19 protein-coding genes and 2 pseudogenes are annotated in these 21,207 nt (G+C 69.4%); 13 read left to right on the plus strand and 8 right to left on the minus strand.

The features are described from left to right. Window positions 1–11: 11 nt before the first annotated feature. Window positions 12–1,742: pseudogene (locus tag NC4_RS34470) on the minus strand (DEDD exonuclease domain-containing protein). 645 nt (window positions 1,743–2,387) lie between these two features. Here NC4_RS34470 and NC4_RS34475 point away from each other — a divergent pair. The 4 genes from NC4_RS34475 (at window position 2,388) to NC4_RS43595 (ending at window position 5,670) form a co-directional block, all read left to right on the plus strand. Then, entirely contained in the window at window positions 2,388–3,011 is a 624-nt protein-coding gene (locus tag NC4_RS34475; protein WP_245722124.1) for a C40 family peptidase, read from the plus strand. A gap of 210 nt (window positions 3,012–3,221) precedes the next feature. Continuing rightward, window positions 3,222–4,217 (plus strand): NlpC/P60 family protein, encoded by a 996-nt coding sequence (locus NC4_RS34480; protein WP_439957584.1) that lies wholly within the window; start codon window positions 3,222–3,224, stop codon window positions 4,215–4,217. A 442-nt stretch (window positions 4,218–4,659) separates the two neighbouring features. After that, window positions 4,660–5,025 carry a hypothetical protein gene (locus NC4_RS43590; protein ID WP_084530048.1) on the plus strand — a complete coding sequence of 122 codons (366 nt, stop codon included), beginning with the start codon at window positions 4,660–4,662 and terminating at the stop codon, window positions 5,023–5,025. Window positions 5,026–5,052: 27 nt separating this feature from the next. Next, window positions 5,053–5,670 carry a hypothetical protein gene (locus tag NC4_RS43595; RefSeq protein ID WP_084530049.1) on the plus strand — a complete coding sequence of 206 codons (618 nt, stop codon included), beginning with the start codon at window positions 5,053–5,055 and terminating at the stop codon, window positions 5,668–5,670. A gap of 10 nt (window positions 5,671–5,680) precedes the next feature. Here NC4_RS43595 and NC4_RS40745 read toward each other — a convergent pair whose 3' ends face one another. Then, a complete protein-coding gene (locus tag NC4_RS40745) occupies window positions 5,681–5,902 on the minus strand; it encodes a hypothetical protein (RefSeq protein ID WP_157555398.1) in 222 nt (73 codons plus the stop codon). On the opposite strand from NC4_RS40745, the gene NC4_RS34495 reads away from it, so the two are divergent. The 8 genes and pseudogenes from NC4_RS34495 (at window position 5,901) to NC4_RS34525 (ending at window position 12,325) form a co-directional block, all read left to right on the plus strand. Beyond that, window positions 5,901–7,058, plus strand: coding sequence for a glycosyltransferase family 4 protein (locus tag NC4_RS34495; RefSeq protein ID WP_067547315.1), 1,158 nt, complete (start codon window positions 5,901–5,903; stop codon window positions 7,056–7,058). The genes NC4_RS40745 and NC4_RS34495 overlap by 2 nt on opposite strands. Before the next feature lie 15 nt (window positions 7,059–7,073). Continuing rightward, window positions 7,074–7,460, plus strand: coding sequence for a polyketide cyclase / dehydrase and lipid transport (locus NC4_RS34500; protein WP_067547318.1), 387 nt, complete (start codon window positions 7,074–7,076; stop codon window positions 7,458–7,460). Between the two features lie 30 nt (window positions 7,461–7,490). Beyond that, window positions 7,491–7,928 carry an SRPBCC family protein gene (locus NC4_RS34505; protein ID WP_067547320.1) on the plus strand — a complete coding sequence of 146 codons (438 nt, stop codon included), beginning with the start codon at window positions 7,491–7,493 and terminating at the stop codon, window positions 7,926–7,928. A gap of 68 nt (window positions 7,929–7,996) precedes the next feature. After that, a pseudogene (locus tag NC4_RS44255) lies at window positions 7,997–8,347 on the plus strand (ArsA-related P-loop ATPase); the annotation flags it as partial. Window positions 8,348–8,408: 61 nt separating this feature from the next. After that, window positions 8,409–9,506, plus strand: a complete 1,098-nt coding sequence (locus NC4_RS44260) for an ArsA family ATPase (RefSeq protein WP_067547324.1) — start codon at window positions 8,409–8,411, stop codon at window positions 9,504–9,506. Beyond that, window positions 9,503–10,483, plus strand: coding sequence for a hypothetical protein (locus NC4_RS41380; RefSeq protein WP_174566916.1), 981 nt, complete (start codon window positions 9,503–9,505; stop codon window positions 10,481–10,483). Before NC4_RS44260 ends, NC4_RS41380 begins: the two co-directional genes overlap by 4 nt. After that, window positions 10,480–11,484 carry an ROK family glucokinase gene (locus NC4_RS34520; RefSeq protein WP_067547330.1) on the plus strand — a complete coding sequence of 335 codons (1,005 nt, stop codon included), beginning with the start codon at window positions 10,480–10,482 and terminating at the stop codon, window positions 11,482–11,484. Before NC4_RS41380 ends, NC4_RS34520 begins: the two co-directional genes overlap by 4 nt. Window positions 11,485–11,599: 115 nt before the next feature. Then, a complete protein-coding gene (locus NC4_RS34525) occupies window positions 11,600–12,325 on the plus strand; it encodes a lysophospholipid acyltransferase family protein (protein WP_067547331.1) in 726 nt (241 codons plus the stop codon). An 80-nt stretch (window positions 12,326–12,405) separates the two neighbouring features. Here NC4_RS34525 and NC4_RS34530 read toward each other — a convergent pair whose 3' ends face one another. Then, on the minus strand, window positions 12,406–12,903 hold the full coding sequence (locus NC4_RS34530) for a polyadenylate-specific 3'-exoribonuclease AS (protein ID WP_067547333.1): 498 nt from the start codon (window positions 12,901–12,903) through the stop codon (window positions 12,406–12,408). An 88-nt stretch (window positions 12,904–12,991) separates the two neighbouring features. Then, complete coding sequence (locus NC4_RS34535) at window positions 12,992–13,360, minus strand: Rv2175c family DNA-binding protein (protein ID WP_067547335.1); 369 nt, start codon at window positions 13,358–13,360, stop codon at window positions 12,992–12,994. Between the two features lie 108 nt (window positions 13,361–13,468). Between NC4_RS34535 and pknB the strand changes: the two genes are divergently transcribed. After that, window positions 13,469–15,466: a Stk1 family PASTA domain-containing Ser/Thr kinase gene (gene pknB, locus NC4_RS34540; protein ID WP_067547338.1), complete on the plus strand. Its 1,998-nt coding sequence runs from the start codon at window positions 13,469–13,471 to the stop codon at window positions 15,464–15,466. Window positions 15,467–15,530: 64 nt separating this feature from the next. Here pknB and NC4_RS34545 read toward each other — a convergent pair whose 3' ends face one another. The 4 genes from NC4_RS34545 to crtI form a co-directional block, all read right to left on the minus strand. Next, a complete protein-coding gene (locus tag NC4_RS34545) occupies window positions 15,531–16,919 on the minus strand; it encodes a class II 3-deoxy-7-phosphoheptulonate synthase (RefSeq protein ID WP_067547341.1) in 1,389 nt (462 codons plus the stop codon). An 84-nt stretch (window positions 16,920–17,003) separates the two neighbouring features. Next, window positions 17,004–17,945: a phytoene/squalene synthase family protein gene (locus tag NC4_RS34550; protein ID WP_067547344.1), complete on the minus strand. Its 942-nt coding sequence runs from the start codon at window positions 17,943–17,945 to the stop codon at window positions 17,004–17,006. Then, on the minus strand, window positions 17,942–19,552 hold the full coding sequence (locus NC4_RS34555) for an alpha-(1->6)-mannopyranosyltransferase A (RefSeq protein WP_084530050.1): 1,611 nt from the start codon (window positions 19,550–19,552) through the stop codon (window positions 17,942–17,944). Before NC4_RS34555 ends, NC4_RS34550 begins: the two co-directional genes overlap by 4 nt. A gap of 64 nt (window positions 19,553–19,616) precedes the next feature. Further along, on the minus strand, window positions 19,617–21,194 hold the full coding sequence (gene crtI / locus NC4_RS34560) for a phytoene desaturase family protein (protein WP_067547347.1): 1,578 nt from the start codon (window positions 21,192–21,194) through the stop codon (window positions 19,617–19,619). Between the last annotated feature and the right edge of the window lie 13 nt (window positions 21,195–21,207).

Raw genomic sequence — 21,207 nt, forward strand, 5'->3', positions numbered from 1 at the left:
CGCCTGCACCACTACATGGACGACTGGGTTGCTTGTTCGGTTCGGGTGAGCCAGGTGAGCCAGGGGCCTGCGCCTTGGCGGGGTTCGGTGTAGCCGTGGGTGGTGCGGACTATGCGGGTGCCGGGCTGTTCTAGCCAGCGGGCCAGGAGGGCGGCTTCTTCGGGGAGAGCGCCGTGGAGTGGGGGATAAGGGGATTCGTCGGTGGGGGCGGCGGTGGGGAGTAGGGGTGGGATGACGGTTTCGGCGGAGGCGGCCAGGCGGTCGACGACGGGCATGGGGGAGATGCCGCGGAGGGCGGTGCCTGCGGCGGCCAGGCGGGCGTGGCGGATTACGGCGAACTGCCAGCCGCCGGAGCCGTCGGGGTGGGCGGCTATCAGTTCGGGGATGCGGGCGAGGGCGGCCAGGCGTTGGGTGCGGCGGAGGGCGCGGATTACGGCGATGGTGCGGTCGCGGAGGCGGGCCGCCGCTTCGAAATATTGTGCGGTGGAATGGGATTCGATCTTGTCGTGCATTGCTTGCAGGATGGCGTCGGAGGTTCCGGAGAACAGGGCTCGGACCGCGTCGGGGGCCAGTGCGTATCCCTTTATATATAGGGGGTTGTTTTGGGCGCTCGCGGGGCAACCGCCCACGATGGCGGGCTGGCAATCGTGGGCGGCGGTCTTGGGGATGCGGGTGGTGCAGGTGCGCAGGGCGGAGTGGTCGGCGATGGTGGCGGCGATCTCCTGGGCGTCGGTGCGGGAAGTGAAGGGGCCCAGGCAATCGCGAGTAGGGGTGCGGGAGACGGCGAAGCGGGGGAAGGGTTCGTCGGTGAGGGTGAGCCACCAGGCGCGCTGGGGGAATTTGGAGCGGCGGTTGTAGGGCGGGGTGTGGGCGAGCAGGAGACGGAGTTCGCGGACGCCCGCCTCCAGGGCGTGGGCGCATTCGACGTGGTCGACTCGGGTTGCCAGCTGGACCATTTCGCGCATGCGGGGGCGGGTGTCGGAGCCGGTGAAATAGGTGCGAACGCGGCGGCGGAGGTTGACGGCGGTGCCGATGTAGAGGACCTCGTCGGAGGGGCCGCGGAAGAGGTAGACGCCGGGGGTGGACGGGAGGTCCACGGCGAGGACGCGTTTGGCGCGCTGGCGGCGGGTCACCTCGGGGAGGTAGTCGAGGAGTTCGGTGATACTGTGCACGCCCTGATTGCCGACGCGGGCGATGAGGGCGTGCAGGACGTCCACGGTGGCGCGGGCGTCGTCGAGGGCGCGGTGGGTGGGGCGGGTGGTCGCGCCGAGGAGTTGGGCCAGTACGGACAGGCGGACCGAGGGTGCCTCGTCGCGGCCGAGGACGCGACGGGCCAGCTGGACGGTGCACAGCAGCTGGAATGCGGGTCAGGGGGTCTCGAGACGCAGTGCGGCGGCCTTCAGGAAGCCCATATCGAAGCGGGCATTGTGGGCGACGAGCACGCAGCCGGAGGCGAACTCCAGGAATCCGGGCAGGACCGAGTCGATGCGGGGGGCGTCGTAGACCATGGCGGTGGTGATGCCGGTGATCTGGACGACCTGCGGGGGTATCGAGCGGCCGGGATTGACCAGGGTGGCGAACTCGCCGAGCACCTCGCCGCCGCGCACCTTCACCGCGCCGATCTCGGTGATGGCATCGCCCTCGGGGCTCGTACCAGTGGTTTCGAGGTCGACGACCACGAACGTCGTGTCGTAGAGCGGTGTTTCGAGTTCGTCGAAGGCCAACTGTTCGGACACGGGCAGCAAGCGTAGGCGGGGGGGGGGGGGTACGACACTCAGGGCGCGATCAGGTACCCGTGTTAGGGGTCTGGACGCCCTACCTGCGCGAATGGTCCGAAATGCCCCTAATCGGCTGCGCGTCAATACAATTCCGAACCGGCGAAATGTCTGAATTTCTCATCGAGCGTCTCGAGATGAAATCCCCGAATTGCGCAAATATGAGAGTTTGTTACCAGGGTCACACTAATTCATTTCACGCATGAATTCGAGGCGACGGGCCGGTTGGTCCGCGGCGGCTTGACGTGGATGCTGAGCCGCTATCGCGCGGTCGGGCGCGTAGCGCATCGGCGTGGCGTCCGCCCAGGTCACGGCGTCACGCTTTGACCTGCTGTGATGTCCTATTCCTCCTGGAAAAGAGGGCCTTCCGAGCCTGTCCGCTACTCGTGGGTAGCGGCTGAGAAGCTCCCCGGAAATCCACCGCAGTTATCGTTTCGTGATTGCTGTGACTTTTCTCGCACCGAAATGGTGACTGCTAACAATTTCGAGCCGCCGAACGTTGGTCGCGGCTTTACAGGGAACCGTTATGTGCTCGTAATCTTCCTGAGACCTCGCGGAGTCCGACCCACCAAACCGGTGCGGCGTCGCGGGGCAGATTGGAAGTTCCTCACCATGAGCAACACCGTCAAGCGACAGGTCCGGGGCATGCAGCGCGGTGCGCAGCGGGCCGTCGCGGCCGGAGCCGTCGGCGCTGCCACGCTGAGCGCGCTGCTGCTGCCCGCCGCTCCCGCATCGGCGCAGCCGGTGACCATCCCCGGCGTCGGCACCTTCGAGGGGCCGGACCAGATTCAGCTCCCCGCGGGCATTCCCGGTGTGCCGGAGTCGATTCCGGTGCAGATCCCGGCCATCCCGGGCGTCGAGACCCCGGGCGCCCCCGCCCCGGCCCCGCAGGTGGACGTCCACCAGCAGGCCGTCGACGCCGCCATGAGCCGCGTCGGCTCGCCGTACGTCTACGGCGCCACCGGCCCCAACGCCTTCGACTGCTCCGGCCTGATGCAGTGGTCCTACGCCCAGGCGGGCGTGAGCATTCCGCGCACCAGCTACGACCAGCTCAGCTCCGGCACCCCGGTGTCGATGGATCAGCTGCAGCCCGGCGACATCGTGTCGTTCTACGGCGGCGGCCACTCCGGCATGTACGTCGGCAACGGCGAGGTCGTGCACGCGTCCACCTCCGGTCAGCCGGTTCAGGTCGCGCCGATCTCCTCCATGCCGTTCGCGGGCGCCGTACGCGTCTGACACGACATCCGCAGGTCCCGACCTGCTTACGAAGCGGCGACCGTGATGATTCCGTGTCCTACTGGACATCACCGGTCGCCGTTTCGTAATCTATTCGAGACCTTCCTTTCCAGCTCGGGGCAAGAGAACGGGACACAGCCAACGGTGGCAGCGCATCAGCGGTATCGCACGAAACGACTGGTGGGTGGGGCACTCGCGGCAGGGGCCAGTATGGTCGGCCCCTGCGGCATCGGACCCGCGACCGCCGACCCGGTCGCCGCACCGGCATCGGCCGGGGAAGCGGTGCAGCGACTCATGGATCTGTCGCGGGCCTCCGAACAGCTCAACCAGCAGGCGCTCAACGCTCAGACGGATCTCGAGAACAAGATCGCCGCGGCGCAGGCCGCGCACCAGGTGGCCGTGGACGCCGCCGGGGTGCTCACCGCCGCCCGCGCCGAAATCGATCGGTTCCGCCCGGCCATCGACCGGGCCGCCACCTCCGCTCTGCTCTCCGGTCGCACCAACCGGCTCACCTCGCTGCTGGTCAGCAGCTCACCGCAGCAGCTGCTGGATCAGATGTCCATTGTGGATCTGGTCGGCGCGCGCACGAACGATCAACTGAGCCAATACAAACAGGCCAGTGATGCGGCCGCCGCCGCCGAAGCCACCGCCCGCACCGCCGCCGATGCCGCGCAGGCCGCCAGCACCGCGGCCGATGCGCTGCGCACCGACCTCGAACAGAAGCGGTCCGAACTCCAGGGCTCCATTGCCGGTGTGGTCGCCGCATGGGGCCAGCTATTTGCTGGCGACAAGGCGGCCCTGGCCGGATCGGTCTTCCCGCCCGGCTTCGACAGCGAGACCCTCTTGCGCGGGCTCGTTCCCGGCAGCGGCACCAGCGCCCTGGCCGCCGGTCTCACTCGCATCGGCGACCCGTATGTCTGGGGTGCGACCGGTCCCGACCAGTTCGACTGCTCCGGACTCGTGCAGTGGGCGTTCAAACAGGTCGGCAAGAGTGTGCCGCGCACCAGCCAGCAGCAGTCCAACCTCGGCACCCTGGTCGCCGAAAAGGACCTGCAGCCCGGCGATGTCGTGTTCTTCTACCCCGAGGTCTCGCACGTGGGCATCTACGCGGGCAATGGATTGATGCTGCACGCCTCGACCTTCGGCGTCCCCGTCCAGGTCGCGCCCATGGGCACGACCCCGTTCCACTCGGCGCGACGGTACTGATCGGATCGCATCGGTGGCCGGACCGCGGGAGGCGGGTGTGAGCGCCAGCCTCGCACCGCCGCCGGTTGTCGGCCATGTCGCGCGGATCGCCACGCGCGCCTGCCGCGGCCCGAGGTGCGGCGCGATGGTCCTGACCGCTGGTACCGGGGACCGGGTCGACGGATTCGGCCGCACGCCCCGACGCCGATCATCGGCCGAGTGGACCGGCGCACACGGTCGTCCTTCGGAGGAGGCACATGCATGAACGAATCGGCGCCTGATCGAGGCAGCGGTATGGCGTGCCATGCCCCAGCACTGGGCACCGCGCGGACCGTTCCGATGCGAAGGAGGCAATCGTGAACGCAGACCGTGCCAGGCCGGGACTTCGCGGGGGCGGGCGGTGCGACCGCGTAGGGTTCGGACTCGTGCCGAACACGTCGGACCCGAGCGCGGTGAGTTCGCGATGAGCGCGCTGCGGCGGATGCGGGGCTGGCTGGCAGCGAAGCGGCGTCTCCAGTTCTGCCTGACCGTGGTCATGGTGGCCGTGCTGACCGCCGCCTGCGGTGCGCTGCTCATGGTGCCCAATTCGGTGCTGCCGAAGATCCGCGCGGTGGTGCCCGGTCCGGACGCGAGTGCGCTGAACGCGTCCGATCCGCAGGTCGCCAAGCTGCACCACCTCATGGACTCCTACGGCAAGGTCGTCGCCGAACCGGTCGCGACCGGGCCCGGCAGGATCGGCATCGTGGTCGGTCACCCGGCCCGCCAGAGCGATATCGACATCCTCGCAGGCGAACTCGCCCCGGCGACCCGCGCCATCAGCTCGCTCTGAGGTACGGACTGGTCGCAGGCTCCCGTCGTGGTCGTCGCGTCCGGCCCCGCCGAATTCGCCGCCCTCACCAACTCCACCGATCTGGTCCCGGCCGAGGTGGCCGCCTCCACGGTGTCCGACGCCTTCCATCCCGGGGCACAGCCGACCGGCCAGCGCGTGGTGTTCGGCCCGGAAGCAGGCCGCCGCCTCGGCCCCGACGGCCTGCGCTCGGTGCTGCGCCACGAACTCGCCCATATCGCGGCCCGCGCGGTCACCGTCGACGGCTCACCCCAATGGATGCTCGAGGGTTTCGCCGAGTACGCCGCGCACCGCGACCTGCCCCGCCCGATCGCCGAGATCGCCCCCGCGCTGACCGCTCGCGCGCGTTCCGGCAACCTTCCCGCAGACCTGCCAGCGGACGCGATTTTCGAACCCGCCAGCGGTGAAGCGGCCGCCGCCTACGAACAGGCGTGGTCCGCTTGCGCTTTCATCGCGGATCGTTTCGGCGAGCCGAAACTGGTCACCCTCTACCGGCAGCTGGCCACGGGCCCGAAGGACCGCCCCGCCACCGAGGCGCTCTTGCGCGAAAACCTCGGCACCGACTACCCGGACTTCCTCACGGACTGGCGCTCCTGGATTTCCTCCCGCACCACCGAAGGCGCTTGAACCGCGCGATCTACGGCTGATCGGCGAACCGCCATGGCGATTGTGGCGGCACCGCCGCACCTGGCCGCCCGGAGATCGGGTCTCGGCGGCGACCCGGCCGCAGCCGCGCCACCGGGTGCAGGCCGTCGACGGCATCCTGCTGCATGCCCGGCCGGTCGGCCGCAACGGTCAGGGGCGGCCCGCTGCGCCCGTGCCGTCGCACCCCGGGGGTGTGCAGTAAGTTTTCAGGCATGGGGCGAACTCTGCTGGTTACCAATGATTTCCCGCCGCGACCGGGAGGTATCCAGTCCTATGTGCATTCGCTGGCCATGCAGTTGCCGCCGGATGAACTGGTGGTCTACGCGCCGCGGTGGCGGGGGGACTCGCATTGGAAGTTCGATGCGGAGCAGCCGTTTCAGGTGGTGCGGCATCCCACGACCTTGATGCTGCCGACGCCGCTGGTGGTGCGGCGGGCGGCCAAGCTGATGCGGGACGAGCAGTGTGATCGGGTGTGGTTCGGGGCGGCGGCGCCGCTGGCGCTGATGTCGCCGCTGCTACGCAAGGCGGGCGCCGAGCGCATCGTGGCGTCCACGCACGGGCACGAGGTGGGGTGGTCGATGCTGCCGGGGGCGCGGCAGGCGCTGCGGGTGATCGGCGACAACACCGATGTGATCACCTATGTCAGCAAATACACGCGGCGGCGGTTCGCGGCGGCGTTCGGTGTGCAGGCCGCGCTCGAATATCTGCCGCCCGCGGTGGATTCCGAGGTGTTCAAGCCGGATCCGGCGGCGCGCGCCGAACTGCGCGAACGGTACGGGCTGGGGGATCGGCCGACGATTCTGTGCCTGTCGCGGCTGGTGCCGCGCAAGGGGCAGGACATGCTCATCATGGCCATGCTGGAGCTGCGCAAGCGGATCGACGGCGCCGTGCTGGTGATCGCGGGCGACGGGCCGTACGAGCAGAAGCTGCACGCCTTCGCCGAATCGCTGGGCGTCACCGACGATGTCGTCTTTACCGGGCGGGTGCCCGCCCAGGAGTTGGCGGCCCACCACACCATTGCCGATGTCTTCGCCATGCCGTGCCGCACCCGCGGGTTCGGGCTGGATGTGGAGGGGCTCGGCATCGTATATCTGGAAGCCTCCGCGACCGGAGTGCCGGTGGTAGCGGGCAATTCGGGCGGCGCGCCCGAGACGGTCAAGGAAGGCGAGACCGGTCGCGTGGTCGACGGCCGCAATGTCGAGGCCATCACCGACGCCATTGCCGAGATCCTCGCCGACCGCGACGCCGCCGCTCGCATGGGCGACGCGGGCCGCGCCTGGGTCCAGCAGCAGTGGCGCTGGGACCGCATGGGCGCCCGCCTGCGGGAACTCCTCGATACGAACGTGCGATCGAGTCATGACGCGCTCTGAGCTAGGCTCAGCCGCGTGAGCAGCATCCAGATCGCCGACCAGACCTTCGTCGCCGCGCCGGGCTCGGCGGTGGGCGACCTGCTGGCGGATCGCGCCCGCTGGCGGGCCTGGTGGCCGGACCTGCAGCTGAGCGTGCGGGAGGATCGGGCCGACAAGGGGATTCGCTGGACCGTGAGCGGTCCGGTGAACGGCACCATGGAGGTCTGGCTGGAGCCCATGCTGGACGGCGTCATCCTGCACTACTTCATGCACGCCGAACCGCAGGGCCTGGAGCGACTGTCGGTGCGTGACCTCATGGCCGCCAACCGTGCGCGCCGCGTCGCCGGTAAGAAGATGTCCTTCGAGGTGAAGGCCCGTCTGGAGGCCGGTCGCAAGGTCGGCGTCGCACCCGCCGCGCACTAGCCGAACCTTCGAAAGGAAGCGTTGCCACCCATGGCCGATCGCACTCAACGGTCGATCGTGATCGACGCCCCCGCGGATCGAGTGATGGGCGTCATCGCCGACCTGGAGTCGTATCCGGAATGGGTCGCCGCGGCCCGCTCGGTCGAAGTAGTCGACAAATACCCCGACGGCCGCGCCCGCAATGCGCGATTCGTCCTGGACGCCGGAGTGGTGAAGGACACGTACACGCTGTCCTATACATGGCGTCCCGACGGCAAGGCCGTCAGCTGGACGCTGGTCAGCGGTGATCTGCAGAAGGCGCAGGACGGCACCTACGAACTCATCGCGCTGCCCGACGGCGCCACCCAGGTGGTCTACGAGTTGACGGTGGACCTGAACATCCCCATGATCGGCATGTTCAAACGCAAGGCCGAGAAGGTCATTACCGATACGGCCCTCAAGGAACTCAAGAAACGGGTCGAAGGCTGACCACGAGCACGACCGGTCGCCCAGCGCGGCCGACCACCCGCGTGGAATTGTTCGTCGGCAAGGGCGGGGTGGGCAAGACGACGCTGGCCTGCGCGACGGCGCTGGCCTACGCGCGCTCCGGGCGCAAGGTGCTGCTCGCCTCCCTGGACCAGGCCCATTCCCTCGGTGACGCACTGGGATTCCGCTTCCGGCACGAGCCGGGCGCGACGCCCGCGGTCGCCAAGGTGCAACCGTTCCTCGATGTCATCGAGGTGGATTCCCTTGCGCTGCTGGAGAACCGCTTCCGCCAGCTGGTGCTCGTGCTCTCCGGCGGCGGCCACGGACACGGATTCAACCTGGCCGCACTGGATCCCGCCGAACTGACCGGCCTGCCCGGCGTCCAGGAGATCCTGGCGCTCCTCGAGATCACCGACTTCGCCGACAACGGCCAATGGGACGTGATCATCCTGGACTGCCCGCCGTCCGCCGATATGCTCCGCAATGCTCCGCATCATCACCGCCCCCGACACCGTCCTCGGCTACCTGGACCGCGTGTGGCCCGAACACTCCCGCGCCCTCTCCACCGGTGGCCTCGACTTCCGCCGCGCCGTCCTCGTGGTCACCGTCCAGGAACTGGTCGCCGCCGTCTCCAAGGCCCGCGACCTCATTGCCGACCACACCCGCACCGCCGCCCGCCTGGTCACCGCCCCCGAGCACGTCGCCGTGGCCGAATCCGCCCGCGTCCGCTCCGCCGCCGCCCTCCTCGGCCTCCGCCTCGACGCCGTGCTCGTCAACAAGGTGCTGCCGGAACTGTCCGCACCCAGCGATTCTCCGGCGCCACACCGGCTGGAAACGCAGGATGTTGCGCCCTGGCGTGGGTCGCGGGACGCGGGGGGTGGGCGTGAGCCACAGGGCGCGCGGCGTGCGGAACATGGGGCGACGGCGCATGGACATGCGGCGCAGGCGTCGTACGGGCCGCGGGCTGTTCGTGGTAGCGCGGTGAATCCCACTGTGGCGCTGTTCGGTTCGGAAGCGCCCGATCCTTTCGCGGTATCGCTCGCCGGTGGAGCTCCCAGTCCTGTGCCGCCGCCGCATCCGGCGGTGCGGTGGTATTCGGATCGGCGGGCCGAGCAGTTGGCGGTCGTGGCGGAGTTGCGGGAGCGGATGCGGGGTGTGGCGGTGCAGGTGGTGGGGCATGCGGGGGCTGAACCGGTGGGGCTCGAGGCGCTGCGGGCATTGAGTTGTGCGGTCGACGCGAGTGGTGACTGGGTGGGACAGCGCGCTGTACCTATGCTTGGCTCAGATGCGGACGGTGTGCTGTCCACTCCTGGAACGGGTATTGCGGGGCCGGTGGTGCGGCTCGAATCCGGGACGGGCGTGCATTCGGTGTTCGCCATGCGCATGCATCTACCCGTGGTCGATCCGTCGACCCTGCAGCTGGGACGAGTGGAGGACGATTTGATCGTGGGAGCGGACGGGGTCCGGCGCCGGCTGCGGCTGGCGCCGGTATTGCGGCGGTGCACGGTCGACGCCGCCGAACTCGACGGCGACCAGCTGGTAATCCGATTCCGGACCGATCCCGAGGTGTGGCCGAAATGACCACCTCCCACGACCGGCCGCGCGCCGGTCATCCCGACGAGAACCTCAAGGAACTCGCCGAGGAGCTGCGGCTGCTCGCCGAGGCGGTCCTCGAACGCGTCGAACCGGTGCTGCGCCGCACCGCCGCCGACGGCCGCGTGAACTGGGACAGCTGCAGCTGGTGCCCGGTGTGCGCCGCCGCCGCCGCGGTGGTGCGCGGTGAGCACCACGATGTGGTGGCCGCCATCGCCGACCACGGCACCGCCATTGTCACGGTGCTGCGCGAGGTCCTCGCCGGTGTCCCGGTCGAACCGGTCATTCCGCCGGACCTCGACCCGGTATCGCCGGAATACCATGCCTGGCAACACTATTCGATGTTCCGCGGCGGTGAGCCCGGAATGCGCGAAGACGCCTCCGGCGACGATCCGGCCCAGCCGCACGATGGACCCGTCGATGCGCGACCCGGTGACGCGCCGGACCCGCGCGGCACGGATTCCGCCGCGTCGGCGGCTGGTGGAGCGCCGGGTTCCGGTCGAGGCACAGGTCATGGCAGCGCGGGAGCGGGAACCGCTGGCCTGTTCGCCCGATTCGTCGCGGGTATGCGCGGCGAGACGCGGCCACATGATCATCCGGCCGATGACGGTGCTCGATTCCCGGGTGGAGGACGGCCCTCGGACAGCGCGGGGCGCACAGGAAGTGCAGGCCATACGGGCAGCGCAGGCCGCGCGGACAGCGCCGACGGCGCAGGTCAGGCAGGCGGCGCGGGTCAGGCAGGTGGCGCGCGGCCTACTGATGCCGCTGAATCCTCCGGCGCTGCCGGGTCTTCCGGTGGTGCCGGGCCTTCGGGCGGTGCGGATGCGCAGGGCGGTGCGGATGCCGGGGATCCGTTCGGCAAGGGGCCCGGTGCGGCGCGGCGACCGGGCGGGCGCGGGAAGCAATCCGGCGGACAGGGGGCGCGATCCGGGTACGTCCCCACCAACGTGACGATCAAGGCATGAGGGGCGGTGGATCGGTGTCGCTGACTGTGGGAATCGATTTGGGCGGCACCAATATTCGTGCGTCCGTGGTCGACAGTGCCGGTGAGGTGCTCGATACCGTGACCGCGCCGACGCCGCAGTCCGCGCGGGCGCTCGAGGACTGCCTGGCGCGGACCGTGCGGGAACTGTGCGGGCGGCACGCCATCGGCGCGGTCGGGCTCGCGGTGGCGGGCTTCGTGGACGAGGACCGTGCCACGGTACGGTTCGCGCCGCATCTGCCGTGGGAGGACGCGCCCGTCGCGCAGCGACTCACCGATCGGCTCGGGCTGCCGGTGATCCTCGAGCACGACGCCAATGCCGCCATGTGGGCCGAATACCGCTTCGGCGCCGCCGCCGGTGGCCGCAATGTGGTGCTGGTGGCGATCGGCACCGGTATCGGGGCGGCTTTACTGGCCAATGGGCAGCTGTATCGGGGCAGCTTCGGCGTGGCCCCGGAGCTCGGGCATCTGCAGGTGGTCCCGCAGGGCCGCCCGTGCGCCTGCGGTAAGCGCGGCTGCTGGGAAAGGTATTGCAGCGGAACCGCCCTGGTGGACACCGCGCTGGAGATGCTGGCCACCGATCCGCAGCGCTCGACGGTGCTGGCGCGCGAGGCCGGTCGCGATCCGGGCTCGTTCACCGGCCGCCGCGTCGCGGGCGCGGCGCAGGACGGCGATCTGGTGGCGTTGGACGTCATGGCCGATTTCGCGCGCTGGCTCGGGCTCGGACTGGCCTTCGTGAGCGATCTGTTCGACCCGGATCTGATCGTGGTCGCCGGTGGCGTGAGCACCTCGGCCCCGCTGTTCCTCGACGACGCGCGCGAACACTACGCGGCCTCCATCACCGGCGCCCGGCATCGGCGGCTCGCGCGCATCCGCACCGCGCAGCTGGGTGAGGCGGCGGGCATGATCGGCGCGGCCGAGTTGGCGCGCGCCGCGCTGGAGGCGCAGCGCGACGCCGTGCCGGTCGCCCCGGCGCGCCGTTGATATTCCACACCCCCAGCGGTTGGTTCCCGCAACGTGACGGCGGTAGAGTCGGCAGCTGAGTGTGGTGCCCGCAACGAGGCCGGTCCCGGGTATCGAAAACAGGGGAAAGGACGCAATGTTCTACTGGCTGCTGAAGTATGTGTTCCCGGGTCCATGGATGCATCTCGTCAACCGGCCTCGGGTCGAGGGCGTCGAGAACATCCCCGCGAAGGGTGCAGCCATTCTGGCGGGCAATCACCTGTCCTTCACCGACTGGCTCTTCACGCCGCTCATGAGTCCGCGGCGCATCACCTATCTGGCCAAGGCCGAATACTTCACGACTCCCGGTCTCAAGGGCCGATTGCAGAAGTGGTTCTTCTCCGGCGCGGGCCAGTACCCCATCGACCGGTCGGGTGCCGACGCCGCCGAGAGCGCGCTCAACACCGCCCGCACACTGCTGGAGGAAGGCCGCCTCGTGGGTCTCTGCCCCGAGGGCACCCGTTCGCCGGACGGCCGCCTCTACAAGGGCAAGACCGGGGTGGCACGCCTCGCCCTGGATACCGGCATCCCGGTGATCCCGGTTGCGCTGATCGGCACCGACGAGGTGTGCCCGCCCGGGCCGTTCCGCTGGCGGGCCAAGAAGGTCACCGTGAAGTTCGGTGCGCCCATCGACTTCTCGCGCTACGAGGGCATGGGCGGTAACCGCTTCGTCGAGCGCGCCGTGACGGACGAGATCATGTACGAGCTCATGACCATGTCGGGTCAGGAGTACGTGGACGTGTACGCCGCCAGCCTGAAGAAGGGCGTGCCCTCGGGCGGCCGCCCCGATGCGGATCGCATGCCGCAGACCATGGCGGGTTAAGGGGGTTTGGGGGCTTAGCCCCCAAGTCCTACCCCAACCACGAAATAGGCCCCGGAGACTCGTCTCCGGGGCCTATGTGTTCAGGAGGCTTGGCGGCGCCGATGCGCCTCGATGGCGTCGAACTTGGCCAGGTTGTGGCGGGCGTCGGCCAAGGCGTCGTGGGCGTCCTTGGGGACGGGGGGTAGCGGAGGGCAGCCGTGCTGGACCCAGTGCTGGCGGAGTTCGTTGGTGTAGCGGGGGAGGGCGGTGGGGAGGTCGACCATGGAGCCCCAGAGTTGGCAGAGGGCCACGTGGTCGTAGGCGCCCACCCAGGCCCAGAGTTCGGGTTCGACGTCGGGCCGGGGGACCAGGAACTTGTAGAGGTCGTCGCGGATGCGCTCACGGCTGCGCCACAGCGGGGAGGAGGTGGTGGGCAGTTTGGGGAGCACATTGCGGCGGACGAAGGGGCCCGCCTTCTCCGGATCGAATTCGGTGGAGACCGCATAGTATTCGCGGCCGTCCTCGCATACGACTGCTATGGAGACCAAGTCGATGACGACCCCGTCTTCGATGAATTCGCAGTCGTAAAAATACCTCAAGCGAGGACTTCCTCTCGGGTGGAGCCGGGTGGGGCACATCTCTGCGGGCACCCGGTGCGCAGGCGCCGGGTGCCCGGAGATTCATGATTCAGAACGGGTTGGCGGCCGCGCGGCGAATGACCTCGCGGGCCAGGGGGCCGTGCAGGGCGTCGATGGGGCGGCCGGGCAGGCTTTCGTCCTCGGTGTAGATCCACTCGAGGATTTCCTCATCGCTGTATTTCGAATCGCGCATGACCGTGATCAGACCGGTCAGGTGCTTGGTGACTGCGCCGGTGGAGTCGAAGAATTCCTTCGGAATTCCCGCGATACCGTCGCGGCGAACCGCGATGAGCTGATGCTCGCGCAACATCTGATGCACCCGGGTGACCACCATGCCCAACTGCTCGGCTACATCGGGCAGCGGGATCAGGGTCACCGAATCCGGCAGGACGTCATCGCTGCATGGGAAGGCACTCACCCGGATAACGGTAGTCTCTCGCGCCGCCGCCGTCGCATCACACCCCGGCACGACTACCATCGGGTGAGCCGCACGGGGCGGCACGGAAGTCGGAAGGGTATCGGTTCATTGATCGGCCAGATGCTGGAAGGGCGCTACCGCATCGACGCGCCGATCGCGCGCGGCGGCATGTCCATGGTGTTCCGGGGGGTGGACACGCGGCTCGACCGACCGGTGGCCATCAAGGTGATGGACCCCAAGTTCGCCTCCGACCGGCAGTTCCTGACCCGCTTCGAACTCGAAGCGCGCGCGGTCGCCAAACTCAAGCATCCGTCCCTGGTCGCGGTGTACGACCAGGGCATCGACGGGGATCATCCCTTCCTGATCATGGAATTGGTCGAGGGCGGGACGCTGCGGGAGCTGCTACGCGAGCGCGGGCCCATGCCGCCGCAAGCGGTGCGCGCCGTGGCCGAGCCGGTCCTCGCGGCGGTCGGCGTGGCGCACGCGGCCGGGCTGGTGCACCGCGACATCAAACCGGAGAACGTGCTCATCTCCGATTCCGGTGAGGTGAAGATCGCCGACTTCGGCCTGGTGCGCGCGGTCGCCTCCGCCAATATCACCTCCGACTCCGTGATTCTCGGCACCGCCGCCTATTTGTCGCCGGAGCAGGTCACCAGCGGTAATGCCGACGCGCGCAGCGATGTGTACTCCGCGGGCGTGCTCATCTTCGAAATGCTCACCGGGCGCACGCCGTTCAGCGGCGACACCTCCATCTCCATCGCGCTGCAGCGCGTCGAGAAGGACGTCCCGGCCCCGAGCCGCTTCATCGCCGGGGTGCCGCCGGAATTCGACGAGCTGGTCGCGCACGCCACCGCGCGCGAACCCGCCCACCGTTTCGCCGATGCCACCGAGATGGCGGGCGAGTTGCGCCGCATCGCGCGCGAATTGCAGCTGCCCGGCTATCGCGTTCCCGCACCCCAGGATTCGGCCGAGCATCTCAGCGCCAAGTTCCGGGTCGGGCCGACGCCCGCCCCGCACGCCGCGCCCGCCTACACCGGCGGCGCCACCGAGATGACCACCCGGATCCCCGCCGATCCGCCGACCGTGCAGGTGCCGCCGCAGCATCAGCACACCCGGGTCATGACGGCCGCGCGCGAGATCCCGCCGGAGTACGCGCCGCAGCCCCCCGCCAATCCCCGCCCGGGACCGCCGAATTCGGGCTACCCGTCGGAGTTCATCGAGGATCGCGGCAAATCCCGGCGCACGGTGTTGGTCTGGCTCGGCATCGTGGTCACCCTGGCGCTGCTGCTCGGCGTCGGCGGGTGGTGGCTCGGGGTGGGCAGATATGAGGCGGTGCCCTCGATCGCCGGGCTCGACACCCAGCGCGCGGTCGCCGCCTTACAGGCCGCCGGATTCGAGACGGAGACGAAGAACAAAGCCTCCGACATCATTCCGGTCGGCAATGTGGTCGGCACCGATCCGCCCGCCGGTTCCAAGGTCGTCAAGGGTTCGACGGTCGCCGTACTGGTCTCCAGCGGCAAGCCCAAGGTTCCCGAGATCACCGCGGGCCAGGACGTGAACACCGTCAACGAGGCCATTCGCGATGCGGGCCTGACCCCGGTCGACGCCGGTGAGGTCGGCAGCTCCGCGCCCAAAGGCAGTGTCGCCAAGGTGGAACCGGGCCCCGGCACCGTCCTGCCCGCCGGTGGCACCGTGAAGGTCTACCGCAGCAGCGGTTCCCAGCCGGTGAAACTTCCCGATGTGCGCGGCAAGACCGAGGAGGAAGCCCGCGCCGCCCTGCAGAGCGCCGGCATCTCGGTGACCTCCACCCGCACCCAGTTCGACGCCAAGGTGAAATCCGGCCAGGTCGTCGGCACCGATCCGGCCGCGGGTACCATGGTGGACTCGGGCAAGGGCGTGGTCCTCATTCTCAATGACGCCATCGAGATGCCGAATGTCATCGGCGACAATGTCGCCTCCGCGCGCGCCGAACTCCAGGCTCTCGGCCTCCAGGTGTCGGTCCGCCAGCTCGCCTCCAACGACAGCTCCATCGTCATCTCGCAGAGCACCGCCCCCGGCGGCAATGTCGAGGCGGGCTCGACCGTCACCCTGGTCGCCCTGCCCTGATGCGCTGAACGAACAAGGGCCCGAACCGCACGAGCGGTTCGGGCCCTTTCCGTCGATCAGCTTCTCAGCGCAGCATTTCGGCCACGAGGAACGCCAGCTCCAGCGACTGCTGGGTGTTCAGACGCGGATCGCAGGCGGTCTCGTAGCGGCCCTCGAGGTCGGCGTCGGAGATGTCCTGGGCGCCGCCGAGGCATTCGGTGACGTTCTCGCCGGTGAGCTCGATGTGCAGACCGCCCGGATGGGTGCCCAGCGCGTGATGCACCTCGAAGAAGCCCTGCACCTCGTCGACGATGCGGTCGAAGTGGCGGGTCTTGTACCCGGTGGATGCCTCGTGGGTATTGCCGTGCATGGGATCGCACTGCCAGATCACCTGATGTCCGGTGGCCTGCACCTTCTCGACAATGGCGGGCAGCACGTCGCGGACCTTGCCATTGCCCATGCGGGCGACCAGGGTGAGGCGGCCGGGCTCGTTGTTGGGGTCGAGCCGCTCCACGTATTCCACCGCCATCTCGGGGGTGGTGGTCGGGCCGATCTTCAGGCCGATGGGGTTGGCGAGCAGTTCGGCGAAGGCGATGTGCGCGCCGTCGAGCTGGCGGGTGCGCTCACCGATCCACAGGAAGTGCGCCGACAGGTCGTACAGCACCGGCTCACCGGTGACCGGGCTCTCGCTCAGCCGCAGCATGGCGCGCTCGTAGTCGAGCACGAGGGCCTCGTGGCTGGCGTAGAGGCGGGCGCTGGACAGGTTCGGATCGTTCACGCGGCAGGCGTTCATGAACGCCAGGGCGCGATCGATCTCGGCGGCCATGGCCTCGTAGCGCGCGCCCGCCGGGGACTGGGCGACGAACTCGCGGTTCCAGTCGTGCACCTTGTGCAGATCGGCCATACCGGCCGAGGTCAGCGCGCGCACCAGGTTCATGGCGGCGGAGGCATTGGCGTAGGCGCGCACCAGCCGCGACGGATCGTGCTCGCGCACCGAGGCATCGGTGACCAGTGAGTTGATCATGTCGCCGCGGTAGGACTTCAGCCCCAGCGAATCGATGTCGGCCGAGCGCGGTTTGGCGTACTGGCCCGCGATGCGCGCGACCTTCACCACCGGCAGGCTCGCGCCGTAGGTGAGCACGACGGCCATCTGCAGCAGCGTGCGGATATTGCCGCGGACGTGCGGTTCGGTGTTGTCGGCGAAGGTTTCCGCGCAGTCGCCGCCCTGCATGAAGAAGGCCTCACCGCGCGCCACCTCGGCCAGCCGCAGCTTGAGCTCCTCGACTTCGGCGGGCACGCAGATGGGCGGAACGCTCTCCAGTACGGTGCGCATGTTCGCGGCCTGCTCGGGATCCCACGAGGGTTGCTGCAGGGCGGGGCGGGCGAGCGCATCATCGAGGCGCCGACGCAGCTCCGCGGGCAACGGGGGGAGTTCCGGCAGGCGATCGATGGGTACGTCGACGGTCCAGTTCACCCGTTCAGGATACGGACCCACATCGGTCATTCGGGACCACACCCAAGGCTGGGATTTCTCACACCGTGTCGGATGAACCTCCGGTCAGGAGGCGTACGTGCGGCGCAGCGGCTGGGCGGCGGCGAATTCCCGTGCGGCGACGCCGAGGCGGCGATGCCGGGGGACGACGGCGCGGCGCGTGAACACGGCGTAGTCGGTGCGTTCGATCTGGTCGAGAATGCCGCCGTAGAGGGTGGCGGCGGTGCGGATGCCGGGGCGCACGCGCGGGGTGAGCAGGTCGATACCGGGGATGGCGGTGCGGTAGATGCCGCGGTTGACCGCGATGAGGTGGGCCAGGGCGCGGCGCACCCGCTGGTCGGTGCGGCCCGTGTCGCGGCAGTGCCGGAGGAGATCGGCGTCCACGTCGAAGGCTGCGAGCTCGTCGGCGGGGAGATAGATGCGGCCGCGGTCGAGGTCTTCGGCGATATCGCGCAGGAAATTGGTGAGCTGGAAGGCTTCACCGAGGGCGGCCGCCGCGGGTTCCGCCTCGGAGATGGGGCATACGGTGCCCAGCACGGGCAGCAGCTGCAGGCCGATGGCGGCGGCGGAGCCGCGCATATAGGTGCGCAGCGCGGTCATGGTGGGGTAGCGGTCGCGATACTGCGGGCTGCCGGGGATGTCCATGCGCATGGCGTCGAGGAACACCCAGAAGTGTTCGGGCGCAATGCCGTAGCGGCGGATGGTGTCGGAGACCGCGAGCAGGATGCGGTGCTGTGCCGCCGGGCCCGGCGCCGGGGCCGCCGACGGATGGGCCAGGCGGCCGCGTAGCTCGTACTCGATCCGATCCAGGTGTCCCGCCGACTCCGCGGCGCGATCCGGTGCGGTCGTGTGATCGACGATGTCGTCGACCATGCGCGCGAAGGCGTACAGGGCGTGCACGGCCGGTCTGCGGTCGGCCGCGAGCAGCCGGGTGGCGAGGAAGTAGGTGCGCCCGTGCTGGGCGGCGATATGGCGACAGTCCCGGTAGGCGTGGTCCAGCTCGGTCATGCGGTGCTGGGCTGTCCGTGCTCGGCGCCCGCACGCTCGGGGGCGCGCAGTTTGAGCGGATCGACGGTCCGCAGCGCCAGCGCGGCCACGACCGCGGCGAAGGTCGCGGCGGCCACGTGCCAGAAGGTGTACAGGCCGATGGATCCGTCGGGCTGGAAGACGAGCATGAGCCACGTACACAGCCCGACCAGAATCTGCAATGTCCTTGTGGACAAGGCGAATCCGGCGGCCAGCGCCAGCGGCCACGAGTAGTACCAGGGCAGCGCGGCGGGGGAGAGGATGACAATGGCCACGAAGGCGACCAGGATGCCGAAGACCGCCTCGCGCTCGGTGTGCCGGAAGCGCCACCACGCCCACACCAGAATCACCACCAGGGCGACGGTGCACAGGGCCCGCGTCACCGACAGCACCGACTCCAGCCGCCACGGCGTCACCCAGGTGACCATGTGCGCCATGATGGTCGGCAGCGACAGCCAGTTGATGATCTTCTTGGAGCCCGACAGCGCCGTCAGCCAGCCGATGCCCACGCCCGCCAGCGCCGAGGCCGCCGCGAAGACCACCGCGAACACCGCCACCCCGAGTCCGGCGATCTTGGTGAACATCATGGCCGGATGCGGCAGCTCGCCCTCACCCCGCTCGGCGCGGCGCTCGCGTTCGTGAATCATCCAGATCCACACCAGGAATGGCAGCGCGATGCCCGCCGTCGCCTTCACGCCCACGCCGATGGCGACGACCACGATGCCCGCCACGTGATGGTGTTCCAGCACCAGCGCGATGCCCGCGGCCATGAGGCCGACCATGAGCATCTCGTTGTGCACGCCGCCGATGAGGTGGATCAGCACCAGCGGGTTGAGCACCGCCAGCCACAGCGCGGTGGTCGGCTTACCGCCCAGATGTTTGGTCAGATGCGGGACCGCCCACATCATCAGGGCCAGGCCCGGCAGCATGACCAGGCGCAGCGCGATCGTCCCCGCCACCACATTGTCACCGGTGATGGAGGTGATGCCGCGCGCCAGCAGCAGGAAGATGGGGCCGTACGGCGCGGTCGTGTTGGTCCAGACCAGGCTCACATTGTCCAGCAGCACACCGGGATTCACCACGGGGCCGACCGCGTACGGATTGAAGCCGTCGCGCAGCAGCGCGCCCTGGGCGAGATACGAGTAGGCGTCGCGGCTGAACATGGGCACCGCGAACAGCAGCGGGAAGACCCAGATGCCGACAATGGCGCGCAGCTCGTTCAAGGTGACCGTCGCGCCCGGCACGGTGCCGATGGTGGCCCGCCCCAACCGCACCCACGCGGTGATCATGGCCAGCACGCCGATCCACACGAACACCGTCGAGAGCGCGTAGCCGTGCCCGAACCGCAGCCAGGACAGGTGCGCTTCCTCCAGCAACGGATCGTTGCGGCGGGTGCTGCCCGCGCCGAAACCGCCGAAGGTGATCATGATGGCGCCGAAGAAGCCGAGCAGGGCCGCATGCCCCTCCTGGCTGCGCGCGAAATCGGCGCATTGTCGCACCCAGCTGTGGCGCGTCACCGCACCCGCGGTGAGCAGGTCGGCGGGAGCGGCGGTGGTGGCGGTGGCGGCGTCCATATCGGGGGTCGGCATTGGCGGGCATTCCCCCCGGAAAGGTCGGCGGCGGCAGCCGCGTGGGTGCAGGACGCCGGTCAGTCTAGTGCTTGTGCGGTGATGTCAGCGCGTCGGCGTCGGCGGATACGGCGCGGGCATGTCGTAGATCACCCGTGATGCGGGCCGCGGCGAGTTTTCCGGACAGCAGCACGGTGGGCACTCCGACCCCGGGCACGGTCCCCGAACCTGCGAGAACGACATTGTCGCGGCCCGGGACCAGGTTCCGGGTGCGGAACGGGCCGGTCTGACGGAACAGGTGCGCGGCGGCGAACGGGGTGCCCGCGAGCATGCCCTTGTTCTTCCAGGTGCGCGGCGTGTCGAGATGGTCGATCCGGAAGTGCTGCGAAATGCCTTGGTATCCGCGGGATTCCAGGGTCTCGAGCAGTTCGCGCAGATAGTGGGGTGCGAGCCGGTCCCAGTCCAGGGGCGCGGCATCCAGATTGGGGCAGGGGGCCAGCAGCGACAGCGGCTCGTACCGGACGCCGTCGGGCCGGTCGATGTGGAGCGCCGGATCGGTGAGCGCCGGACGGGTGAGCAGCAGCGACGGATCGCTCATGAGCCGCCCGCGCCGCGCCGCCGCGATCTCGGTGAAGGTGCGGTCCCACTCCGTGCCGAAGTCGATGGTGTGATGCGCCTGCACCGGCCAGTGCGCCGCGACCTCGGCGGGCACGGTGCCGTGCGCGACCACCGCCGACGGCGAGGCGCGCAGGCCGCGGCGGCGGCGCAGACCGAACCGTTCGAGGGCGCCGATATCCGCGGTGACCACGACGGCGTCGCACGGCCAGGCGCGCCCGTCGTCGGTGTGCACGGCGGTGGCGCGGCGTCCGGTGTAGTCGATCCCGACCACCTCCGCGCCGAATTCGACCGTGCCCCCGGCGGCGACCAGGGCCCGCGCCAGCGCGTCGGCAATGGCCCACATACCGCCCTCGGGGTAGTACACGCCCAGGCAGGTGTCCATGTACGGAATCGCGCCGTACACGCCCAGCGCCCGGTTGGGCGCCATGCCCGCGAACAGGGCCTGGAAGCTGAACAGGCGCGCCAGTTGATCGTCGCCCATGAGCCGCGCGACCTTCGGCCCGAGCCGCCCGAAGGCGCCCAGCCCCACCAGTTTCGCCAGCGCCGCCCGCTTGCGCGGATGTCGCACCATATCGAGGGGCGAATCGAAATTGGTGTCCATGAAGTGCCCGAACTCGGCCTCGTACACGGCGCGCAGCCAGTCGCGTAGTCGCCGATAGCGTTGCGCCGCAGCGGTATCCCGCACTCGCGCGACCTCGCCCGCCATCTCCTCGGGATCGGAGTAGACGCCCACGACCGTGCCGTCGGCGAACCGCGCCCGATAGGCCGGGGCCATGGGCAGTATCCGCAGGCCCGCCGACTCGCGCGTCTGCCCGACCGCCGCCAGCGCCTCGTCGACGAGTTCGGGCAGCGTCAGAATCGTTGCCCCGGAGTCGATCTCGTAGTCCGCGCCGCGATACAGCCCGACCCGCCCGCCCGCGTGATCGGCCCGCTCCAGCACCGTCACCCGCCGTCCGGCGCCCGCCAGGTGCAGCGCGGCCGCCAGCCCGGACAGCCCGGCGCCGACGACGGCAATCCGATCGGACGGTCCCGCAACAGTTTTCATCCCACCCATGACT

The sequence above is a fragment of the Nocardia crassostreae genome, assembly GCF_001613405.1.
Taxonomy (GTDB): Bacteria; Actinomycetota; Actinomycetes; order Mycobacteriales; family Mycobacteriaceae; genus Nocardia; species Nocardia crassostreae.

Bases quoted from the DNA above. Each gene is read 5' to 3' on its own strand.
- NC4_RS34550 (WP_067547344.1), bottom strand. From the start codon at position 17,945: ATGACCGAGCTGGACCACGCCTACCGGGACTGTCGCCATATCGCCGCC.
- NC4_RS41380 (WP_174566916.1), top strand. From the start codon at position 9,503: ATGACCACCTCCCACGACCGGCCGCGCGCCGGTCATCCCGACGAGAAC.
- NC4_RS34520 (WP_067547330.1), top strand. From the start codon at position 10,480: ATGAGGGGCGGTGGATCGGTGTCGCTGACTGTGGGAATCGATTTGGGC.
- NC4_RS34525 (WP_067547331.1), top strand. From the start codon at position 11,600: ATGTTCTACTGGCTGCTGAAGTATGTGTTCCCGGGTCCATGGATGCAT.
- NC4_RS34555 (WP_084530050.1), bottom strand. From the start codon at position 19,552: ATGCCGACCCCCGATATGGACGCCGCCACCGCCACCACCGCCGCTCCC.
- NC4_RS40745 (WP_157555398.1), bottom strand. From the start codon at position 5,902: ATGCCTGAAAACTTACTGCACACCCCCGGGGTGCGACGGCACGGGCGC.
- crtI (WP_067547347.1), bottom strand. From the start codon at position 21,194: ATGAAAACTGTTGCGGGACCGTCCGATCGGATTGCCGTCGTCGGCGCC.
- NC4_RS43590 (WP_084530048.1), top strand. From the start codon at position 4,660: ATGAGCGCGCTGCGGCGGATGCGGGGCTGGCTGGCAGCGAAGCGGCGT.
- NC4_RS34480 (WP_439957584.1), top strand. From the start codon at position 3,222: ATGGTCGGCCCCTGCGGCATCGGACCCGCGACCGCCGACCCGGTCGCC.
- NC4_RS44260 (WP_067547324.1), top strand. From the start codon at position 8,409: ATGCTCCGCATCATCACCGCCCCCGACACCGTCCTCGGCTACCTGGAC.
- NC4_RS34505 (WP_067547320.1), top strand. From the start codon at position 7,491: ATGGCCGATCGCACTCAACGGTCGATCGTGATCGACGCCCCCGCGGAT.
- NC4_RS34475 (WP_245722124.1), top strand. From the start codon at position 2,388: ATGAGCAACACCGTCAAGCGACAGGTCCGGGGCATGCAGCGCGGTGCG.
- NC4_RS34495 (WP_067547315.1), top strand. From the start codon at position 5,901: ATGGGGCGAACTCTGCTGGTTACCAATGATTTCCCGCCGCGACCGGGA.